14 protein-coding genes are annotated in these 19515 nt (G+C 37.0%); 11 read left to right on the top strand and 3 right to left on the bottom strand.

Features of this window, described 5'->3' with window-relative positions; genetic code table 11:
* Positions 1 to 165: 165 nt before the first annotated feature.
* Positions 166 to 1371, bottom strand: a complete 1206-nt coding sequence (locus tag PFY09_RS06810) for an NAD(P)/FAD-dependent oxidoreductase (RefSeq protein ID WP_271161901.1) — start codon at positions 1369 to 1371, stop codon at positions 166 to 168.
* Positions 1372 to 1482: 111 nt separating this feature from the next.
* Between PFY09_RS06810 and PFY09_RS06805 the strand changes: the two genes are divergently transcribed.
* On the top strand, positions 1483 to 1863 hold the full coding sequence (locus PFY09_RS06805) for a SpoIIAA family protein (protein WP_108408689.1): 381 nt from the start codon (positions 1483 to 1485) through the stop codon (positions 1861 to 1863).
* Positions 1864 to 2039: 176 nt separating this feature from the next.
* The gene (locus PFY09_RS06800; protein ID WP_076395345.1) at positions 2040 to 2384 is read left to right on the top strand and encodes a mannan-binding lectin; all 345 of its coding nucleotides are present in this window, start codon (positions 2040 to 2042) and stop codon (positions 2382 to 2384) included.
* Between the two features lie 51 nt (positions 2385 to 2435).
* On the opposite strand, the gene PFY09_RS06795 is transcribed toward PFY09_RS06800, so the two are convergent.
* On the bottom strand, positions 2436 to 3638 hold the full coding sequence (locus PFY09_RS06795) for an MFS transporter (RefSeq protein WP_271161900.1): 1203 nt from the start codon (positions 3636 to 3638) through the stop codon (positions 2436 to 2438).
* A gap of 160 nt (positions 3639 to 3798) precedes the next feature.
* On the opposite strand from PFY09_RS06795, the gene PFY09_RS06790 reads away from it, so the two are divergent.
* Entirely contained in the window at positions 3799 to 4662 is an 864-nt protein-coding gene (locus tag PFY09_RS06790) for an AraC family transcriptional regulator (protein WP_271161899.1), read from the top strand.
* A gap of 234 nt (positions 4663 to 4896) precedes the next feature.
* Here PFY09_RS06790 and PFY09_RS06785 read toward each other — a convergent pair whose 3' ends face one another.
* A complete protein-coding gene (locus tag PFY09_RS06785) occupies positions 4897 to 5373 on the bottom strand; it encodes a DUF7832 domain-containing protein (RefSeq protein ID WP_271161898.1) in 477 nt (158 codons plus the stop codon).
* Between the two features lie 114 nt (positions 5374 to 5487).
* On the opposite strand from PFY09_RS06785, the gene PFY09_RS06780 reads away from it, so the two are divergent.
* From PFY09_RS06780 to mutY, 8 genes are all read left to right on the top strand, one after another.
* The gene (locus tag PFY09_RS06780) at positions 5488 to 6738 is read left to right on the top strand and encodes a CinA family nicotinamide mononucleotide deamidase-related protein (RefSeq protein WP_271161897.1); all 1251 of its coding nucleotides are present in this window, start codon (positions 5488 to 5490) and stop codon (positions 6736 to 6738) included.
* Positions 6739 to 6829: 91 nt separating this feature from the next.
* Positions 6830 to 10228, top strand: a complete 3399-nt coding sequence (locus PFY09_RS06775) for a glycosyltransferase (RefSeq protein WP_271161896.1) — start codon at positions 6830 to 6832, stop codon at positions 10226 to 10228.
* Positions 10229 to 10553: 325 nt separating this feature from the next.
* The gene (locus PFY09_RS06770) at positions 10554 to 12581 is read left to right on the top strand and encodes a M13 family metallopeptidase (protein WP_271161895.1); all 2028 of its coding nucleotides are present in this window, start codon (positions 10554 to 10556) and stop codon (positions 12579 to 12581) included.
* A gap of 523 nt (positions 12582 to 13104) precedes the next feature.
* Positions 13105 to 15204, top strand: a complete 2100-nt coding sequence (locus PFY09_RS06765; RefSeq protein ID WP_271161894.1) for a M13 family metallopeptidase — start codon at positions 13105 to 13107, stop codon at positions 15202 to 15204.
* 258 nt (positions 15205 to 15462) lie between these two features.
* Complete coding sequence (locus PFY09_RS06760) at positions 15463 to 15909, top strand: type VI secretion system contractile sheath small subunit (RefSeq protein WP_228409333.1); 447 nt, start codon at positions 15463 to 15465, stop codon at positions 15907 to 15909.
* A gap of 21 nt (positions 15910 to 15930) precedes the next feature.
* Complete coding sequence (locus tag PFY09_RS06755) at positions 15931 to 17292, top strand: DUF5458 family protein (RefSeq protein WP_271161893.1); 1362 nt, start codon at positions 15931 to 15933, stop codon at positions 17290 to 17292.
* A gap of 75 nt (positions 17293 to 17367) precedes the next feature.
* A complete protein-coding gene (locus tag PFY09_RS06750; RefSeq protein ID WP_271161892.1) occupies positions 17368 to 17820 on the top strand; it encodes a hypothetical protein in 453 nt (150 codons plus the stop codon).
* Between the two features lie 120 nt (positions 17821 to 17940).
* Positions 17941 to 19002: an A/G-specific adenine glycosylase gene (gene mutY / locus PFY09_RS06745; RefSeq protein WP_271161891.1), complete on the top strand. Its 1062-nt coding sequence runs from the start codon at positions 17941 to 17943 to the stop codon at positions 19000 to 19002.
* Positions 19003 to 19515 lie beyond the last annotated feature (513 nt).

The raw sequence follows: 19515 nt of genomic DNA, 5'->3' as shown, positions 1-19515 counted from the left end.
AAACTAATAACCATTAAAGGTCATACAATGAGGCAAAAATGTTGTTTTCAAAAGTTATGAACAACAATATTTTGAGTGTGTAGACTCGCGGCAAGATTGCCGCGAGTTTTTTTCAGTTTTTCGGCGAAGGCGAAGCCTTCGCCGAAAAACTGAAAAATTTCAAAATCATCTCCCAAATTTAAAATACTTTGATAGCAGATGCTTTTTACCTTTCATAAATTGAGAAACCATTTCCATTCCCGTCACAGAAAACGTAATTCCGTTTCCTCCGAAACCCAGTATAAAATAAGAATTTTTAAAATCCTGATGTTCTCCGATATAAGGCAATCCGTCCTTGGTCTCTCCAAAAGTTCCTGCCCAGACAAAATCTGTGTAGAAATGATAATCGGGTTTTATTTTCTTCAACGTTTTTAAAATCTCCTTTTCTTTCTTATCTAAAAGCGAATCCCGTTTTTTAGCATCATAAAAATCTTCATCGCCGCCTCCGATTAGCATTCTTCCATCATCCGTTGTCCGCATATACATATAAGGCTCATCGGTATTCCAGACCAGAGTATTGCTGATATTTTTAAATTTTTTCTTATCAATTTCCGAAACAAGAGCATAGGTACTTTTTAAATTTACAAAATGTTCTTTTATTAAATTTTTGCTTTCATAACCGATACAGTAAATGATTTTTTTAGCCCTGATCTGAAAACCGGAATCTGCAGTAATTAAATTATATCCTTTAAAATATTCGACACCGGTCATTTCCGTTTTGTCGAAAATTTGCAGACCTTTTTTTACATTTAGTTTAAATAATTCATGTGCAAACTTAAATGCATCAATACTTGCTCCCTGCTCAGATAAAATTCCGCCGTATGTGTTTTTAAATCCGAATTGTTTTGAAACCTCATCACTTTCAAGCCATTTTACTTTGAAACCGGCGTCTTTTCTTGCTTTAAATTCTTTCTTCAGCCATGCAACATCCTTTTTCTTGGAAGCATAATACAACGATTTTTTTCTTTTAAATCCTAAATCCGACTTAATTTCACCGGCTAACTTTTCAAGCTTATCAATAGAATCGGAACATGCCTTATAACTTGCTACAGCTCCTTTTTTTCCTATTTTTTCAATAAGTTTGAAAAGAGGAACATCTATTTCATACTGAAGCATGGAAGTAGTTGCTGAAGTACTTCCGTTACAGAGTTCGCGTTGATCAATAAGAATTGTTTTATATCCTTCAGTCATCATTTGGTGGGCTGCTAAACTTCCTGTAATGCCGCCTCCGATAATCAGCACATCACATTCTTCATTGGATTTTAAAGAAGGATATGAAGAAATCAATCCGTTTTTCAAAAGCCAGAAAGGTTCATTAGATTTAAGATCCATAGTACCGTTTTTATCTGTATAAACAATAATTGCGCCTTTTATTCATCTAAAATTAATATTGGTTTAATATTTGTTTTCACCCTTCAATCAAACCACATTAAAAATAAAAATATGATAACGATTATTCCAGAGGCTCCGGAAAATGTTGCTGCTTTTAATGCAACAGGAGCAGTAACGAAAGAAGATTTTGAGAATCTTGTTTTTCCTCGAGTAAAAGCAAAGATTGAACAATTTGGAGAACTAAATTATTTAATGTATCTCGATACAGATCTGGATAATTTTACAGCAGGTGCATGGTTGGAAGACGCTCTTTTAGGACTGAAGAATCTAACCAAATGGAACAGGGCGGCAATTCTTACCGACAATCAGCATGTACAGAATTTTACGGAAATTTTCAGTGTACTGATGCCGGGAGAATTCAAATCTTTCCCGAAAGGTAACCTGTACAACGCTTTGTACTGGTGCAAAAACGGAAATGAAGTAGAAGCGTAATCTGCTTATTATAAAAACAACGGAAAGGCTGTCTTTTTAAGGCAGCCTTTTTTATTGATCTGAAAATTAAATGGTAAGTATAAATACTTAATTATCAATTTGGTACATTCTACGTAGAATATTTCTCATTATTGTGACTACATTTGTAATGTTAAACAAACAAAAAACTAAAAATTATGTCAACATTCAAATTAGACATCATTGCGGGACCACTTTGGAGCAATGACGAAGCACAAAAATTAGGTCCGCGTATCGCGGCAGCACACTTAGGAAAGTTTACCGGACAATGGACTACCATTGTTGAAGGACAGATGAGTGTAATCGGCGTTGAACTGAATACTCAGCCTACAGGCGACTCCGAGTACACTTTAGATGTTTTGGCTGGTCCTATCTGGAGCAACGAAGATGCTAAAGAAGTTTGTCCTGCAATCTGCGCGTCTTACGGAGGAACGTGGAACGGACAATGGACTACCGTCGTAGAAGGTAAAATGAGCGTTTGCGGATGCACATTTAAATTCTAAAAAATTAAAATTATGAAAATCGGCAGTTTCCGGAGGAAACTGCCGATTCTTTTATTGATCGCAGGAAACACATTCTGCTATAATTTCTTTTTCTTCCGTTTTTTGTGAACTGTACAACTGTTTGTATCTGAATGCAATCATCAATCCGATACAAGTCATTCCCACACCCACCAACGAAGGATAGTTGAAAGAATAACCGTTTTCCAGCGGTATTCCTCCCAAAAACGCTCCCAATGCATTCGCACAGTTAAATCCGGCCTGCATAAAAGCGGCTGCCATCATCTCGCTTTTAGGAGCAGCCTTCATCATCATAATATTAATGGGTGCAGCAACCGACATCGACAGTGCGCCGCAGATAAACGTCAGTACCAATGAAACCGTTTGATATTCTGAAAGGAAAAATACGCCCACTAAAGAACTCATCATTAAGAAAAGTAATAAAACACAGGTCTTTTCAGGGCTCAGTCTGTCAGACAAATATCCGCCGACTAAATTTCCTACAACCATTCCGGCTCCGGCGAGAATCATCACATATGCCATCTGATTTTCTTTAATCCCCGAAACAACGGTCATCAAAGGCGTAATGTAGCTAAACCATGTAAATAATCCTCCAAAACCAATCGCAGTAATCATTAAAACCATCCATGACTGCTTTTTCTTCAAAAATTTCATTTCTTCCATGAAGTGAGTATTTTCATTGGTTTCAAGCATAGGCAGCCAGAGTTTTAAAAATAATAAGGCAAATAACCCGATCACAGCAACAATGGCGAAATACCATCTCCAGTGAAATGCATGACCGATATACGTTACCAGCGGAACCATCGCGAGATTCGCAACCGTAAGTCCTGTAAACATAAGCGAAATATAGAACGCTTCTTTACCTTTTGCGGCTAATCGGGTGGCAACCACAGTTCCCACTCCAAAAAATGCTCCATGCGGAAGTCCGGAAAGGAAACGGATGATCATCATCGTGTTATAATCCGGAGCAATTGCCGATAATGCATTAAACAGGGTAAAAATCATCATCAGAACAATCAAAACCTTTTTTAGCGGAAATTTTACAGAATATCCAATTAAAATCGGAGCTCCTACAACCACTCCGAAAGCATAAGCCGATATTAAATGTCCCGCTTCCGGAATGCTGATCTGTAAACTTCTTGCAATATCGGGAAGCAGCCCCATAATGGTAAATTCGGTGGTTCCGATTCCAAGACCGCCTATTGCCAACGGTATTATTCTTTTATCTATCTTCATTTTAAAATCCTTTTAACGATCCTGAATAATTTATTGTTTCTTTTAAAGTGCAAAAATCGATAGAAATAATCATTTATACTTTAACGGAGATGACTCATTTTTGCTCTGTATTAACTTTTTTAATTAATTTTGAATTAAATATTAATCAAAAGAGAACATAATGAAAATTCAGAAAGAAAATATTGAATTTGAAGAAGGAAAATCTTTTAAGCTGTTTTCACCATCCCTTAAAAACTGTTTCTTCTGGCATTATCATCCTGAAATAGAGCTGGTTTACGTAGAAGCTTCCAACGGAATCCGTCACGTCGGTAAAAATATTTCAGACTTCAAAGACAGCGATTTATTGCTCATCGGTTCCAATGTTCCTCACCTTAATTTTGATTATAAAATTCAGACCGAATGCAGACAGATGGTTTTGCAGATGCGCGAAAATTTTCTTCAGGAATACATTATGCCTGTTCCGGAATTTGAAAACATTAAAAAACTGCTGGAACGTTCTTATCTGGGATTATCCTTTTCCGGGGAAACCAAACAAAAAGTCGTTGAAAAACTACACCAGATAAAAAACGAAAATTCTTTTCATGCTTTTGTCGGGCTGATTGAAATTTTGCAGATTCTTGCAGACTCCGAAGAAGTAAAAGAACTGAACAGCGAAGACACCCGCATCAAGTGGTTTTTAAATGATAAAATCCGGATGGGAACCATTTACGATTATATTCATGAAAATTATGATCAAAATCCCAACGTAAATATTATCGCAGAAAACGTGAATTTAAGCACTCCCGCATTCTGCCGTTATTTTAAAAAGCAGACCAATATGACGTTTACGGATTTTGTCAATAATTACAGGATCAATCAGGCGAAATTATTATTGCTGCAAAATTCCTGCGTAACGGAAGTCTGCTTTCAGGTAGGTTTTGAAAGCCTTTCATATTTCAATAAATTATTCAAAAAATACATCGGAGAAACGCCTTCCGCTTTCAAGAAAAAACATCTGAGCAGAGTTGAAAATAGTGCAATTTAAAACTAAGTTTGTTTAAACTCATTTTAAATTTAACCGCAAAAAATACAAAAGACTTTATTGGATTTATTTAAATTTAAAGTATTTCAAAAGTCAGCAAAGAGAAAAAATATTTGATTTTTTTTAACTTATGTGCTCTTTTTTTCGATTTAAGTATTCAACTTAAACTACTAAAGTGTTACAATGTTTAGCATCTTTTGCGTTAAAAAAGTTTAGACAAGTTTACTGATATTTATTTTAAACCAATCCTTTATATTCTTTCCATTCCTCAAAACGATAATCGATAACCTGCTTCATCAGATCGTAATTTTCGTACGTATCTTCGATGTGATAAAATGTTTCATATTCGTAATCATTCTCTTCCGCTTTTGTATCGAATAAATTCACATAATCATCTGCGAAAGAGCTGAATCGGTTTCCGAAATCTGTGTCGTCTTTGTAATAATCCTGGGCAAAAGCATTTCCTGTTTCGTTCAGATCATATTCAGAAAACTTTCCGTCCATGAAATCCATGATGAATTCAGCGCCGGTAATTTCTCTTCTTTTTAAGCTTTGAATTTCTTCTTCATGATCTTCTTTAAATTCTTCCGAGATGAAATCGTTATTAATACACCAGTTCAGAAACATTCCGGTGTGGGTTGCTCCGTTTTTTATTGGAAGTTCTTCAGGAAAATCGCTGCCGTAATGCCATGAAGCATCATCATATTTAGACATATTGAATGATAGTTTTAAACAATTTTATCCAAAAATAGAAAAAATCAATTTATATTGCCCGTCACAGGGAAAATTCCGTCATTTGTATAGAAAAATTTTTTTCGACCTTATTATATGAAAAATGCCGTTCTGATCACCATTGGTGACGAAATCCTTTCAGGAAGCACCGTAGACACCAATTCTAACTTTATTGCTGCCGAACTGAAAAATATTGGGATAAAAGTTATACAGATTTTTACCATTTCAGACCAGATTGAAACCATTAAAAAGACCATCTCTTCTGCTTTTGAGCTGGGAGATATCATCATAACAACCGGAGGTTTGGGTCCTACAAGAGACGATAAAACCAAAAAAGCCATTGCTGAATTCTTTAATGACGAAATCGCTTTAGACGAAGAAACTTTCGCTCATCTGAAAGCTTATATGGAAAGACGCGGAAGAACAGAAATTCTGGAAAGAAACCGCGAACAGGCTTTTGTCCCTACAAAATCCAAAGTGTTCCAGAACCATAACGGAACTGCACCCTGCATGATGATGGAAGAAAACGGAAAACTGCTTTTCAGCCTTCCCGGAGTTCCTTATGAAGTAAAACCTTTAATTAAAGATCAGATTGTTCCTTATTTAAAAGATAAATTCAGTCTGCATTACCTTTCCACGAGAATTGTTTCCGTAGTTGGAATTCCCGAAAGTATTCTGGCAGACAAAATTGAAAACTGGGAACTTGCCTTGCCGGAAAACCTTTCTTTGTCTTATCTTCCTGTAGGAACCCGCGTTAAACTGAGACTCACTGCAAGCGGAGAGGACGACAGTATTTTGCAGCAACAGTTGGAAGAGGAGATCCAGAAGCTACTTCCTTTAGTAAAAGATCATGTAATTGCTACCTCACAGGATAAAATAGAAAAAATTCTTGCCGATATTTTAACAGATAGAAAATTGACTTTATCTACCGCCGAAAGCTGTACAGGCGGAGAACTCGCAAAAATGATTACTTCTGTTTCCGGAAGCTCAAATTACTTTTTAGGCGGCATTGTTTCTTATGCTACAGAAAAAAAGATCGATATTCTCAAAGTAAAAAAAGAAACCGTAGAAGAATTTACGGTCGTAAGTGAGCAGGTCGCTGCGGAAATGGCAGAAGGCTGTCAGAAACTCTTCAATACAGATATTTCTCTGTCTACAACCGGAGTTGCAGGTCCCCGAAAAGGAGAGGATGGAAAGGAAGTGGGAACCGTTTTTTACACCATCAGAATTAAAGATCAGGAAGTGACTTCAAAATTGTATATGCCGCATCTGGATCGGCTGGATTTTATGCACTTTGTATCCCAGAAAGTCATTCAGGATCTTGTTGCCCTTTTGGTGAATAATTGATTCAGAATCAGTTAATTTTTTAATTTTTTTTTAATTAATTCTGTATAGGTTTTTCACGGTTTTTGACGTTCATGAGAAAAATATCAAAATCGTGGAAAACTCAAAGCAGATTTTTCAGACTGACAGCAAAAAACGCTGGAGAAACGTTCAGTGGGGAAGCCGAATTTTTATCTTTATCGCCATATTGCTTTTTCTGGCGCTCGGTCTTATGATGAAATGGGACAGAAGCCCCAAAATTCCTTTTAAAGAAGATTACAAAGCCGTTATTACAGCTAGCAAACCCTATCTTCAGGAAAACAGAATTTCCAAAGAATATAAAGGATTCCGAAGTTTCATTTCCGAAAAAACAATGCACACCAACCTTGCTAAAATCGAAAAAGCAAGAGCCGAAAGACTTAAAAACCAAAACAGAAACTGGGCACAGTTTCCGGGCGGAATACGTTCTGCATTCTATGTTGCATGGGATCCGCAGTCTTTAATGTCCCTAAAAAGAAACATTAAACACATCAACCTCGTTTTTCCGGAGTGGTTTTTCCTCGATCCGAAAAATGGCGATCTGAAAACCAATGTGGATTCGGCAGGATATAAAGTCATTAAAAGAACAGGAGTTGCCGCAATGCCGATTCTCAGCAATAACTTTGAGCAGGAATTCCATTCTGAAGGTCTGGGAAAAGTGCTGAAAGATCCGAAAAAAAGAACACAGCTCATTCAGAAATTAACCCTTCAATGCCAGAAACTCAATTTCAAAGGAATCAACATCGACTTTGAAGATATGAATCTGGATTCTGATGAAAACCTCATCGCTTTCATGAAAGAGCTGTCCGAAACTTTTAAGCAGAATAAATTATTTGTTTCCATGGATATCATGACGGATAATGACGATTACAATATTCAGAAATTAAATCCTTATGTAGATTATTTTGTCCTGATGGCGTATGATGAATATTCTGCAGACAGCGATGCAGGACCCGTTTCCTCTCAAAAATGGATCGAAGCACAGACCGGAAAAATTCTGGCAAAAATTTCCCCCAACAAAATCATTTTAGGTTTAGGAGCTTACGGATACGACTGGAGTACAGACAAGGAACAGAATAATTCCGTGACGTATATGCAGGCAATCACCAAAGCGAGTGCAAGCAAAGCGAAAATTAATTTCGACGACAATACTTTTAACTTAAATTATTCTTACACAGATTCGAAAAACAATACACACACTGTATTTTTCAACGATGCTGCTTCTATTTTTAATACGATGCGCTTTTCTTCAGAATATCCTCTTGCCGGAACTGCACTCTGGAGACTGGGAAGCGAGGACAGCCGGATCTGGAATTTTTACGATAAAGATCTTACGTTTGCAGGATTATCAAAATTAAATTTAAAAACCCTTGAGAATGTAAAAGGTCAGACGATGGTCGATTACATTGGCGATGGGGAAGTTTTGGATGTTCTGAATACGCCCCATGACGGAAAAATTGCCCTTGAGATTGATCCCAAAGAAAAAATCATCACCGATGAAAATTATATAACCTATCCCAGTTCTTATGAAGTTAAAAAATACGGAGAAGCTCCACAGAAAGAACTGGTTTTAACATTCGACGACGGTCCCGATGAAACCTACACTCCGCAGGTTTTAGACGTATTGTCAAAATACCACGTTCCGGCCGCCTTCTTTTTGGTAGGATTAAATGCAGAAAAAAACCTTCCTTTGGTTAAAAGAATCTATAGAGAAGGTCATGAAATTGGCAATCATACCTTTACCCACGAAAATGTAGCAAAAGTAAGCCCCGAAAGAGCTTTACTTGAAATGAAACTGACAAGATTATTGATCGAATGTATCACAGGACACAGTACCATTCTGTTCAGAGCGCCTTACAATGCCGATTCTGAGCCAACAACTTCAGAAGAAATTGTTCCGGTTGCATTGGCGAGACAGCAGAATTATCTTGATATTGGTGAAAACATCGATCCCGAAGACTGGCAGCCGGGAATAAAAGCCGATGAAATTGTAAAACGTGTTTTAGCAGGTGTAAAAGCCGAACGCGGAAACATCATACTCCTTCACGATGCAGGAGGTGAAACCCGCGAAGAAACCGTAAAAGCTTTGAAAGTTTTAATCCCGACATTACAGAAACAAGGATATCATTTTACCAATCTTGCCAGTATTCTGCATAAGAACAAAGCAGAACTGATGCCTTCCATTCCGAAAACAAGAGCCTATTATGTGATGCAGCTTAATTTGCTTTTGGCAACCATTATTTATGGAATCAGTCATTTTTTGGTGGCTTTGTTTACCATTTTTATCGCATTGGGACTCATCAGATTGCTGATTATGTTATTCTGGGCATTTAAAGAACGAAAAAAAGAGAAAAAATTACGAGAATTTCCGGTTTTAGAATCCTATCCGAAGGTTTCAATTATTGTTCCGGCGTACAATGAAGAAGTTAACATTGTTTCATCATTAAACAATCTATTAAAACAAACCTATCCCAATTTCAATATTATTCTGGTGGATGATGGAAGCAAAGATTCAACCTATGAAAAAGCGAAAGAGTCCTTTTCTGATCATCCGAAACTGAAAATTTTCAGCAAAACCAACGGCGGAAAAGCAACTGCTTTAAATTTTGGGATTTCACAAACCGATGCGGAATATGTGGTCTGCATAGATGCCGATACGAAACTGGAAAAAGATGCCGTAAAGTATTTAATTGCAAGATTTTTAAACTCAGATCCGGATGAAAAAATCGCAGCCGTGGCAGGAAATGTAAAAGTGGGAAATACCGTAAACTGGCTTACAAAATGGCAGTCCATTGAATATACAACCAGTCAGAATTTTGATCGTTTAGCATATGCGAATATCAATGCCATTACTGTAATTCCCGGTGCTATCGGAGCTTTCAGAAAATCTGTAATTGAAGAAGTTGGCGGATATTCTTCCGATACTTTAGCTGAAGACTGCGATATTACTGTTAAAATCTTAAGAGAGGGTTACACCGTTGCCAACGAAAACCGTGCAGTTGCCGTGACAGAGGCTCCGGAAAGCGTAAAACAGTTTTTAAAACAACGTTTCAGATGGACGTACGGAATCATGCAGATGTTCTGGAAACAGAGACAGACTTTCCTTAACCCGAAATATAAAGGTTTAGGACTTTGGGCAATGCCGAATATTTTACTCTTCCAGTACATTATTCCGTTCTTCTCACCGCTTGCCGATCTTATCATGTTTTTTGGAATATTGTCAGGAAACGGGGGAAAAATATTCAGTTACTATTTAATTTTCCTTTTGGTGGATGCGTCTCTGGCTTTTATTGCGTTCATCATGCAGAGAGAAAAATTGGTAAATCTGCTGTACGTGATTTCGCAGCGTTTCGGGTATCGCTGGCTGATGTATGCTGTACTGTTCAGAAGTCTCCGAAAAGCACTGAAAGGCGAAATGCAGACTTGGGGATTTTTAAAACGTACCGGAAATGTAAAAGAAATTGCAACGTCTTAAATTCATGATTGTAAAAAAGTTGTCTTTCAAAAATAAGTGAAACGCCTTTGTTTATCTTAAATTTTTTAAACAGAGTTTTTAATAATTCCTTGTCTGGTATTGCGTTTAAATTATCGCAAGGGTAAACAACGTTTTTTAATATTAAATTAACTAACTAAAGATAGACAAAGGCGTTACACTTAATTTCGAAATACAAAAATTGATAAGAAGAGATTTTAAATTAAAAATTAAAATATAAACAGATCTTAATATTTAATTAAATTTGTTTTTGTAAAAAGTAACGAAATAAAAAAAAGTTACACTTATTGTATAAATTGTAATTATAATGAAAAAATTAACGCTTTCTCTGCTTTTAATAGGAGGAATTTGTTCACAAACCGTGAAGGCTCAGGCGACAGACAAAGGTTTAGACCTTAGCTTGATGGATAAATCAGTACGTCCGCAAGATGATTTTTATAACTATGTGAGTGGAACTTGGATGAAGACTGCCAAAATTCCTTCCGATAAACCAACATGGGGAAGTTTCAACAAACTGGCTGAAGATACAGATAACAACTCCATGACGATTCTGAACTCTCTTCTGAAAGACAAATTTGCTGACGGAACAGAAGGCAAGAAAATTCAGGACCTGTACGCAACGTACATGAACATGACAAAGAGAAATGCAGACGGTATCAAACCGATTCAGGCAAATCTTAATAAAATTGATGCCATTAAATCCGTTGGAGATCTTCAGAAATATTTAATCTCTGTAACCAAAGAAGGAGAAAATAACTTCTACGGATGGGGAGTAGATGCAGATCTTAAGGACTCTAAAATGAACGTTGTCTATCTTGGTGACGCATCTTTAGGTCTTGGAAGAGATTACTATCAGAAAGTAAACGAAAAAAACACAGAAGCTTTAGCAGAATATACAAAATATGTTGCTTCTATGTTAAAAGAACTAGGATACAAAAACGCTGATGCTGCCGCAAAAGGTATCGTAGATTACGAGAAAAGCATTGCAAAAACATATTTAACCAACGAGCAGAGCCGTGATAATACACTTCAGTACAATCCACAAACAATGGCTCAGCTTTCAGCTTTGGTAAAAAATGTAGACCTTCCTGCTTATCTTAAAGCAGTTGGCGTAAATACAGATAAAGTAATTGTCGGAGAATTAGGATATTACAAGAATTTAGATAAATTCATCAATACACAGAATCTTCCTGTGATTAAAGATTATCTTAAATTCCACATGATCCACGGAAGTGCGGCTTATTTAAGTGAGAAATTGGGCGACATGAGATTCGCTTTCTACGGCAAATATTTAAGAGGACAGCAGGAGCAGAGAGCTTTAAATAAGAGAGGTTACGAATTAATTAACGGATCTTTAGGAGAAGCTTTCGGTAAATTATACGTTGAAAAATATTTCCCGGCAGAAGCTAAAGCACAAATGGTTGAACTGATCGATTACTTAAAGAAAAGTTTCGCGGTTCATATCAACGGATTAACATGGATGTCTTCTACAACGAAGGAAAAGGCAATGGAAAAGCTGAATAAGTTCACGGTAAAAGTTGCGTATCCGGACAAATGGAAAGATTATTCCAAATTAACCATCACGCCGGAATCAAAAGGTGGAAATCTATATGCCAACCTTCAGAATATTGCAGAATGGCAGTACAACAAAGACTTAGCTAAAATCGGAAAACCAGTAGATAAAACAGAGTGGGGAATGACGCCGCAAACTGTAAATGCTTACTACAATCCGGTAAACAACGAAATCGTTTTCCCTGCTGCAATTCTTCAGCCGCCTTTCTTCAATCCTAAAGCAGATGCTGCCGTGAATTTCGGTGGAATCGGTGCCGTGATCGGTCACGAAATGAGCCACGGATTTGATGATTCAGGTGCACAGTTCGATGCAGACGGAAACTTGGTAGACTGGTGGACTCCCGAAGATAAAGCCAACTTCGAAAAAGCAACAAAAGCTCTTGCCGCACAGTACGACAAATACGAGCCTGTAAAAGGTACTTTCGTGAACGGAACATTCACCAACGGAGAAAATATTGCAGATTTAGGAGGTGTAAACATCGCTTACGACGCTCTTCAGATGTATTTGAAAGACAAAGGAAATCCGGGAGTTATCAGCGGTTACACACAGGATCAGAGATTCTTCCTGAGCTGGGCAACAGTCTGGAGAACTTTATCCAGCGAAAAATACATGATCAATCAGGTGAAAACAGATCCGCATTCTCCGGGATATTTCAGAAGTTTCGGTCCTTTAACCAATGTTGATGCTTTCTACAAAGCGTTTGATGTAAAAGAAGGAGACAAATTGTACAAAAAACCGGCAGAAAGAATTAAAATCTGGTAATCACCATTTCAGATACAGCCAAAACCGTTCAGCAATGAGCGGTTTTTTTGTTTTTTTTGGAGCTTTTTCGCGCTTTCCGCACTCGCTATTTCCTGTGATTCGGCGCGGCTCCGCCGCGCCGAATCACAGGAAATGAGCTCAGACAATTGCTGCAATCGCGGCTAGGATTTCAGTCATTTTTTCAGCATCAGGAAAATAGAATAGAAATTATCCATGGTTAAGAAAATCCCTGTATCATTTGCTAAGTGAATAATCATACTGAACTTGTCGAGATACCTTTGCGAACAAAAAAATCAACGGAATCATTTTGAAAAGAAAACTTCACGCTCCTTGCGTGAAATACTAAACGATTTGTCGTCTTACTCAATCAAAATCAAATATCATTTTAACCGCAAATCAAGATCAGATAATAAAAATAGCAAGTTTTATTTACATCCTTTTCATCAATTATTATTTATCACTTATCATTTATAAACTAATTTGTATATTTGGTAAGTTTGTGTAAAATCAAAAACAATTTTTAATGAAAAAGCTAAATATCGGAGTACTTGCCTTTTCAGGTTTGGTATTTTTAAATTCTTGTGGAACAACAAAAACTGCCAATACTCAAAAACCTGAGCCGATGAAAGGAGTTGAAATTGTACAGCCAGAAAAAATGGAAGCAAAAGAAGAAGGATTAAACCTATCGTACATGGATAAAACTGTTCGTCCCCAAGATGATTTTTTTAGCTATGTAAACGGAAACTGGGTAAAAACCACTCAGATTCCTTCCGATAAAGCAAGTTGGGGTTCTTTCAATGCACTCAGAGAAAATGTAGACGATGCTTCTTTAGACATCCTGAACAAAATCTTGTCAGAATCTTATCCTGAAGGTTCCGAAGGACAGAAAATCCAGAATCTCTATGCCTCATTTATGGATACCAATAAGAGAAATGCAGAAGGACTGGCTCCGATTAAAGGAGATCTTGCAAAAATTGATGCCATTAAAAACATCGGCGATCTTCAGAAATATCTGCTTGAAGCGACAAAAGTGGGCGATAACTCTTTCTACGGATGGAGAGTAGGTGCAGACCTGAAAGATTCTAAAATGAATGCAGTCTATCTTGGCGGCCCTGATCTTGGACTGGGAAGAGATTATTATCAGAAAGTAAATGAAGCCAACACCAAAACATTAGCAGAATATCAGACCTATGTCGGAAAATTATTTGGCGTTTTAGGCTATAAAAGTTCAGAATCTGCAGCAAAAAACGTAGTGGATTTCGAAAAACAGTTGGCAAACTATTTATTAACGCTTGAACAGAACAGAGATGCCAATTTAAGATACAATCCTAAAAATGTATCTGAATTGCTTACTTTGGTTAAAAACGTAAATCTTCCGAAATATCTGAAGGATGCCGGAGTAAATACCGACAGAGTTATCATAGGCGAGCTGAAGTATTACCAGAATATGGATTCCTTCCTTACCCAGAAAAACCTTCCTTTACTGAAAGACTATCTGAAATACCACTTAATCAATGGGAATGCAAGCAATCTTGATGAAAATTTAGAGCAGATCAGATTCGATTTCTACTCCAAATATCTTCAGGGACAGAAAGAACAGCGTCCGATGAACAAAAGAGGACTTTCTTTGGTAAACAGTGTTCTGGGCGAAGCTTTCGGAAAATTATATGTGGAGAAATATTTTACGCCGGAAGCAAAAGCACAGATGGAAATGTATATCGATTACATTTTAAAATCCTTCAAGACACATATCAACGAGATGGATTGGATGTCTCCGGAAACAAAAGTAAAAGCACAGGAAAAATTATCAAAATTCACCGTGAAAATTGCTTATCCGGATAAATGGAAAGATTACACCCAGTTAAAAGTAGAAGCTCCGAAACAGGGAGCAACCTTATATTCCAATCTACAGAATGTTTCAGCTTGGCAGTATCAGAAAAATTTAGATAAAATAGGAAAACCGGTAGACCGAACAGAGTGGGGAATGACGCCGCAAACCGTAAATGCCTATTACAGCGGATCAAACAACGAAATCGTTTTTCCTGCCGCTATTCTTCAGCCGCCTTTCTACAATCCAAAAGCAGATGCAGCTGTTAATTTCGGAGGAATCGGAGCCGTTATCGGTCACGAAATTTCTCACGGATTCGATGACAGCGGTTCAAGATTCGACGGAGACGGTAACTTAAATAACTGGTGGACCGATGCAGACCGTAAAAACTTCGACGCAAAAGTAGCACAATTGGCAGCACAGTACAGCGCTTATGAACCGGTGAAAGGAAGCTTCGTTAACGGGAAGTTCACGAGTGGCGAAAACATCGGAGATTTGGGAGGAGTGGCAGTGGCTTACGATGCGCTTCAGATGTATCTTAAAGATCACGGAAATCCGGGCTTAATCAGCGGATTTACTCAGGATCAGAGATTCTTTATGAGCTGGGCAACAGTCTGGAGAACAAAATCCACAGATCAGTATATGACCAATCAGGTAAAAACAGATCCGCATTCGCCGGGAATTTTCAGAGCATTTGGTCCGTTGGTCAATCAGGATTCTTTCATCAAAGCATTCGACATCAAACCGGGAGACAAAATGTATAAAGCTCCGCAGGACAGAATAAAAATTTGGTAAGACAAGCCAAAAATTGTTAGAAATGAAAAACGCATCAGAAATGGTGCGTTTTTTATTTAATTTTTCATAGTTTAGTGACATCACAAAATATCAGTTTTTAGTTGATATTTAATTTAAAAAGTTAATATTTCAAGAAAAATCTTAACAAAATTTTGTATGTTACAGTTTTTTTTTAAATTTAAACATTGGATTGGTCAGCTATTTGATGCTGATAAAGACAATACACACCAACATCGAAAATCTCAAAATATTAATAATATGGCAATGTTTAATTATGGCGTTGGCGGAAACGAAGTAAAAGTAGACGCCAATGAAGCTATACAGCAGATTCAGGAGAATAAATCGCTGATAGTAAGCCAGCTTACAACCGACGAATCTTACGTCCCTGAAATTGTAACAGGATTAAAAACTGTGGACGACGTCTTCAAACATTTCCAGCCTTCTGTAAGCGTTCAGCACGAAACGGAGGACGGTAATGTAGTGGAAGAGGAGTTCCGTTTTCAGAATCTTGCGGACTTCACCCCGAAAAATCTTACTCAGAAATCAGATTATTTGCAGCAGTTAAGCATGGAGCAGGAACAGTACAACAAAATTGTACGCCAGCTTAAAACCAATAAAATTCTGCGCAATATGCTGGAAAACGATCAGACAAGAGCTGCATTCGTGGAAGTATTAAAAGAAGTGGCACAGGAACTTGAAAAATAATCTAAAGACGTTACATTAATCATGGACAGTAAATTACAGGCAGCTGAAAACCAACAACAGGGACAGCAGCAACACGCAGGTCAGCCGAAAGGTAATCCGCTTGCCGAACTCAATAAAATCGGAGGTTTTGGTTTTGTAGAATCCGTTGTAGACGGAATCGCAAACATGAACCCCACCAGAAAAGCCAGAAAGGAAATCTTCCTTAATGACAGCAATAAAGCAGATGAAAGAAAAGAACTTCTCCAGAAAATCAATCTTTGGGTAAACCTTCTGGAAAGCAATGATTCTGCAGATAAAATGGCAGAAACATGCAAAGCTAAAGCTCAGGCTGCCGATCAGAATTTAAAACTAAATCTTAAAAATACGCTTGATGCAGTCCGTCAACTGGAAACAAACTACAGAACGGTCGCTCAATTCTACAAAAATACCGAACTTGATAAAGTTGATAACGTAAGTATTGTTAATGCAAGTTTAGATCAGGTTTCAGACTTGGATAATCCGATCTTTATCGATGCCATTGCAGAAGAATTTAAGAACTACTACGACCGTTTAGACCTTAGAGACAATTACTCTATTTTAGCAATTCCGGGATATTTGGGATCCAATAAAGTCATTGAAAAATGGGCGAAAATCTGTAACGAAAACAAAGTAATGATGGTAACGGATTTCGCGAATCTTGATAAACCGGATGATGTGGTGGATTTATTTCATTCTGCCAATCTTACAGGAGGAGAATTGCACAGAAGTAATGTCATCATGACCTGTAACTGGCTGGTTGGTCGCGGAAAAGCTGAGGAAGTAGGAGAGGAGGAAAATGTAGAACTTCCGCCATCAACTTCACTGGCAGGAAAAATTCATAAAACATTAATGTCTCAGGTTGCAGCAGGTAAAAAGCACGGAAACATCAATGAAGTGGATGCCGTAAAATTCGAACTGAAGAAAAGCGAAATTTCCCAGTTGGAAAAAATGGGATTGGTTCCCATGGTGAACGAATACGGAAAAATTATGGCTTTCTCTGCGAAAACTCTATTTACAGGAGACAATATCGGGCTTCAGACCTATTCTGTCGTTCGCGTATTCGATTACGTAACTAAAGTTTTGCTCGATTTCCTAAACAGAAGAGCTTTCGAAAACTGGAACGCAAGAAACGAAGATGATTTGAGAAGACAGATCGTAACCTTCCTTGACGGAATTAAGGGACCGGATAAACTGATCGAAAAATTCAAAATTGTCCGTTTCGAGCAGGATAAAGTAAACAAAGACAGAGTTTGGCTGGATATTCGTCTTACGCCTTATTTCCCTACAAAAAGTTTCGTTATCAAATTAGACGGACACAAAGGAGACGACGGAAACGAATGGGATGCTGAATATCTTCAGGACTAAATTTAAACCAATCAATACACAAACCGATGCAATTTTTCATCGGTTTTTTTCTACCAAATCGTTAAAAATAGAAATATGAAAGGCAGGCTATTCTACTTTTTGTCCGTAATTTTTATGACTTTCAGTTGTAAAGATAAAAGAGTACAGCAAAATCATCCAATTGATCTTTTTGCCGACGAAATAAAAGAAGGAAAAGCTTACATCATGAAACCGCAGGAATGCTTTGATGAAAGTGATATGGTGATTTCTTCATCAAATATTAAACTAATAGATCAGTCTCAAGGGCGTGGAAAATCCATTTTTATTTACAGAGTTATTAATGGCAAAGTAGAGAAAACGACAAGAGATTCTATGGTGGCTTTTCCGTTCAGTTTCCTGTCTAACCAGCAGTTAATGTTCAGAAAAGATTCAACATCCTATATTTATCTCAAAAAATTGGAAGGATACCGCTTCATCGCAAAAGAAAAACAATTAAAATATCAATGGCTGAAAGCGGCTCCTGTTTATTCAGTTCAAAAAGAAAATTAAATTATCTTTGTATTTAATAAACAGATGCTTCGACAAGCTCAGCATGACATTTCTAATACTAGTCGTTTTATTAAAAGTGAATTTTTAGCGTTGTCATGCTGAGCTTGTCGAAGCATAAATATGCAGACAGACAAACCTTTGGAAAAAACAAAACAATCAGACTTCAGACACATCGGCAATAAACTTCTTAACTGGTATAAGACAAATGCTCGCGATTTACCTTTCAGACAGACCAGAGATCCTTATAAAATATGGATTTGTGAGATCGTTTTTCAGCAGACCAGAATTGCTCAGGGATTAGGACATTATAATAATTTTGTTCAGCGTTTTCCGGATGTAAAAACCCTTGCCGAAGCAGACGAAAACGAAGTTTTACTGTATTGGAAAGGATTAGGCTATTATTCCAGAGCGATAAATGTTCATAAGGCGGCGCAACAGATCATGAACGATTATAATGGTGTTTTTCCTTATGAATACGATGAAATCTTAAAGTTAAAAGGAGTTGGAAAATACACGGCTGCTGCAGTTTCCAGTATTTGTTTTGAGGGTAAAATTCCGGCTGTGGACGGAAACTTTTATCGTGTACTGAGCCGTATTTTTGCAGATGATTTTGATATTTCAAGTTCAAAAGCTTTTAATTATTTTTCTGAACTCGCTCATTTAATCTTACCTGAAAATGTTGGTGATTTCAATCAGGCGATGATGGATTTAGGTTCCGAAATCTGTAAGCCTAAAAATCCTCTTTGCAGCGAATGTCCTTTACATGAAGACTGTCTGGCTTTTTCTCTGAATAAAGTTTCTGAATTTCCGGTAAAGACAAAAAAAGTAAAAGCTGCTGATTTGGAGCTGAAATATTATTTCGTTCACAGAAATGGTCAGTTTTTAATTCAACAGAGAAAAGATGATTTCATCTGGAAAAAGTTATTCGAATTTCCGCCTGAAATTTCTGATGATTTAATTCCGTTTATCAAAAGTGTAAAAAATGTAAGCCATAAACTCACGCACAAAAATTTAAGCATAGAAATTTTTAATGTAGAAATAGAATCAGAAGAAATATGGCAGAATTTCATCACTCAAAATAATTACATCGTAACCGATGTTGAAGGCTCTCACGAAAAATCCTTCCCAAAACCGTTGGAGAATTATATCCAAAATTATGAAACGGCATACAGAATTTTGTAATGTCATTGCGAGGAGCGAAGCGAGCCTGTGCTGAGCGCGTCGAAGTAAAGCAATCTCAAAAAATATAAAATTTTTATGATTAGATGTTTATCATTCGCTTAGTGAAACGCCCTTGTGAACGAAGAATTTTTTCAATAATTTCAAAGAAACTTTTGCGCCTATTGCGTTTAAAAAGAAACCATTAAGAGAATTTAAGCAGTTAAGAAAGATTAAGAACTTGCAGGCAAACAGAAGGATAAGCTTAAAAAATAATTAGAATGTAATAAAAAACGCTCTGTGTGCTTACTTAAGTGAAACGCCTTAGCGAACTTAAAAATATCCATTAAGTTTTAAAAGAAAAATCTTCGCGCATTTTGCGTTAAAATTAATTACATGATTAAAATGGAGATTCATTCACATATCTATCATTGGCTGAGTGAAACGCCCTTGCGAACGAAGAATGTTTTCAATAATTTCAAATAAACTTTTGCTCCTATTGCGTTTAAAAAGAAACCATTAAGAACGTTTAAGCAG

The sequence above is a fragment of the Chryseobacterium gambrini genome (genome assembly GCF_027920505.1).
Classification (GTDB): Bacteria; Bacteroidota; Bacteroidia; order Flavobacteriales; family Weeksellaceae; genus Chryseobacterium; species Chryseobacterium gambrini.
The sequence above is the reverse complement of the archived record's forward strand: the minus strand, read 5'-3'. Positions and strand labels throughout refer to the sequence as shown.

Excerpts from the sequence above, each read along its gene's own strand:
- PFY09_RS06810 (WP_271161901.1), bottom strand. The coding sequence starts at position 1,371 with ATGGATCTTAAATCTAATGAACCTTTCTGGCTTTTGAAAAACGGATTG.
- PFY09_RS06805 (WP_108408689.1), top strand. The coding sequence starts at position 1,483 with ATGATAACGATTATTCCAGAGGCTCCGGAAAATGTTGCTGCTTTTAAT.
- PFY09_RS06800 (WP_076395345.1), top strand. The coding sequence starts at position 2,040 with ATGTCAACATTCAAATTAGACATCATTGCGGGACCACTTTGGAGCAAT.
- PFY09_RS06795 (WP_271161900.1), bottom strand. The coding sequence starts at position 3,638 with ATGAAGATAGATAAAAGAATAATACCGTTGGCAATAGGCGGTCTTGGA.
- PFY09_RS06790 (WP_271161899.1), top strand. The coding sequence starts at position 3,799 with ATGAAAATTCAGAAAGAAAATATTGAATTTGAAGAAGGAAAATCTTTT.
- PFY09_RS06785 (WP_271161898.1), bottom strand. The coding sequence starts at position 5,373 with ATGTCTAAATATGATGATGCTTCATGGCATTACGGCAGCGATTTTCCT.
- PFY09_RS06780 (WP_271161897.1), top strand. The coding sequence starts at position 5,488 with ATGAAAAATGCCGTTCTGATCACCATTGGTGACGAAATCCTTTCAGGA.
- PFY09_RS06770 (WP_271161895.1), top strand. The coding sequence starts at position 10,554 with ATGAAAAAATTAACGCTTTCTCTGCTTTTAATAGGAGGAATTTGTTCA.
- PFY09_RS06765 (WP_271161894.1), top strand. The coding sequence starts at position 13,105 with ATGAAAAAGCTAAATATCGGAGTACTTGCCTTTTCAGGTTTGGTATTT.
- PFY09_RS06760 (WP_228409333.1), top strand. The coding sequence starts at position 15,463 with ATGGCAATGTTTAATTATGGCGTTGGCGGAAACGAAGTAAAAGTAGAC.
- PFY09_RS06755 (WP_271161893.1), top strand. The coding sequence starts at position 15,931 with ATGGACAGTAAATTACAGGCAGCTGAAAACCAACAACAGGGACAGCAG.
- PFY09_RS06750 (WP_271161892.1), top strand. The coding sequence starts at position 17,368 with ATGAAAGGCAGGCTATTCTACTTTTTGTCCGTAATTTTTATGACTTTC.
- mutY (WP_271161891.1), top strand. The coding sequence starts at position 17,941 with ATGCAGACAGACAAACCTTTGGAAAAAACAAAACAATCAGACTTCAGA.